This window comes from Methylobacterium sp. E-041 (genome assembly GCF_022829665.1).
Taxonomy (GTDB): Bacteria; Pseudomonadota; Alphaproteobacteria; order Rhizobiales; family Beijerinckiaceae; genus Methylobacterium.
Genome location: NZ_JAKSYQ010000138.1, coordinates 1 through 948, shown reverse-complemented (window position 1 = coordinate 948; position 948 = coordinate 1). Strand labels below are relative to the sequence as shown.

Annotated in this window: 1 protein-coding gene and 1 pseudogene; both read right to left on the bottom strand. The window is 69.3% G+C overall.

Going from position 1 to position 948, the window contains the following annotated elements:
- A partial coding sequence (locus MKK70_RS13000; protein WP_243948203.1) for a DUF2382 domain-containing protein occupies positions 1 to 387 on the bottom strand: 387 nt, incomplete at its 3' end.
- A 2-nt stretch (positions 388 to 389) separates the two neighbouring features.
- A pseudogene (locus MKK70_RS12995) lies at positions 390 to 948 on the bottom strand (PhnA-like protein); the annotation flags it as partial.

Genomic DNA, 948 nt, shown 5'->3' with positions numbered 1-948 from the left:
GTCTTCGTCCGCTGTGGTCTGGCGGACATGCACCTCCTCCCGTAGGACGAGGCGCTTCTCGACGACGAGGATCTCTTCGAGGACCGGGATGATGGTCACCCCGTTCTCCTCCCGGACCACCGGGGGCGTCTCGCCCTCGGCCAGGGTCCGGTTGATCGGCACCCGGGTAACCCCGACGTGATCGCTGCGCAGGGTCTCGCGCAGGACCTGGTCGATGGTCTCGGTGCGGGTTGAGACCCGAACCCGACCGGTCTCCACCGCCCGCTTGTCGATGCGGGCGGTCTCGGCGATCAGCGGGAGCGTTACGCTCTCACCGATGGCGACCTCCGCCGCCAACTTGTCCTGCGTCCCGAGGAGACGCGGCTCGATGGCGGCGGGGTCGCTCACCGTCAGACCCGACGCTGGGTCGTAACGGCGGGGGCGGTGCGAGTGAGCACCGGGTCGACGGCGGCACCACGCCCGGCGAAGAAGGCCGACAGCGCACCAAGGATCAGGGCCAGGGCACCGTAGAGCGCAGCCTGCGAGCCGACCCGTGCGGCGGCATCGGCCGCCTGCTTGGCCTGCTCCTTGGTCTTCGCGACCGTGTCGTTGAACTGCTGGGTGTACTGCTGGACCTGGGTCCGGGCCTGCTCGACCGGGATGCCCTGTGCCTTGGCGAGAGTCTGGGCAGCCTTCTCCTGCGCATCTTTCTGTTGGGCGGCATCACCGGTCACGGCAGCGCGCATCGCGCTGACGGCAGCGTTCTTCAGGGCCTCCGGATCGTTGCCGGTCGTGCCACGGATCTGGCCCTCGATGTTCGAGAACGGGTTGTCCATGCCCGGCAGCGACGGGGCAGCGGCCTGTGCCGCAGTCTTCACTGAACCACCGACCAGGTTGCCGGCACCGCCAAGCGTGCTCGACACCGCGCTCGATGCGCCGCTGACGATGCCGCCCACCGCCGAGGACAGC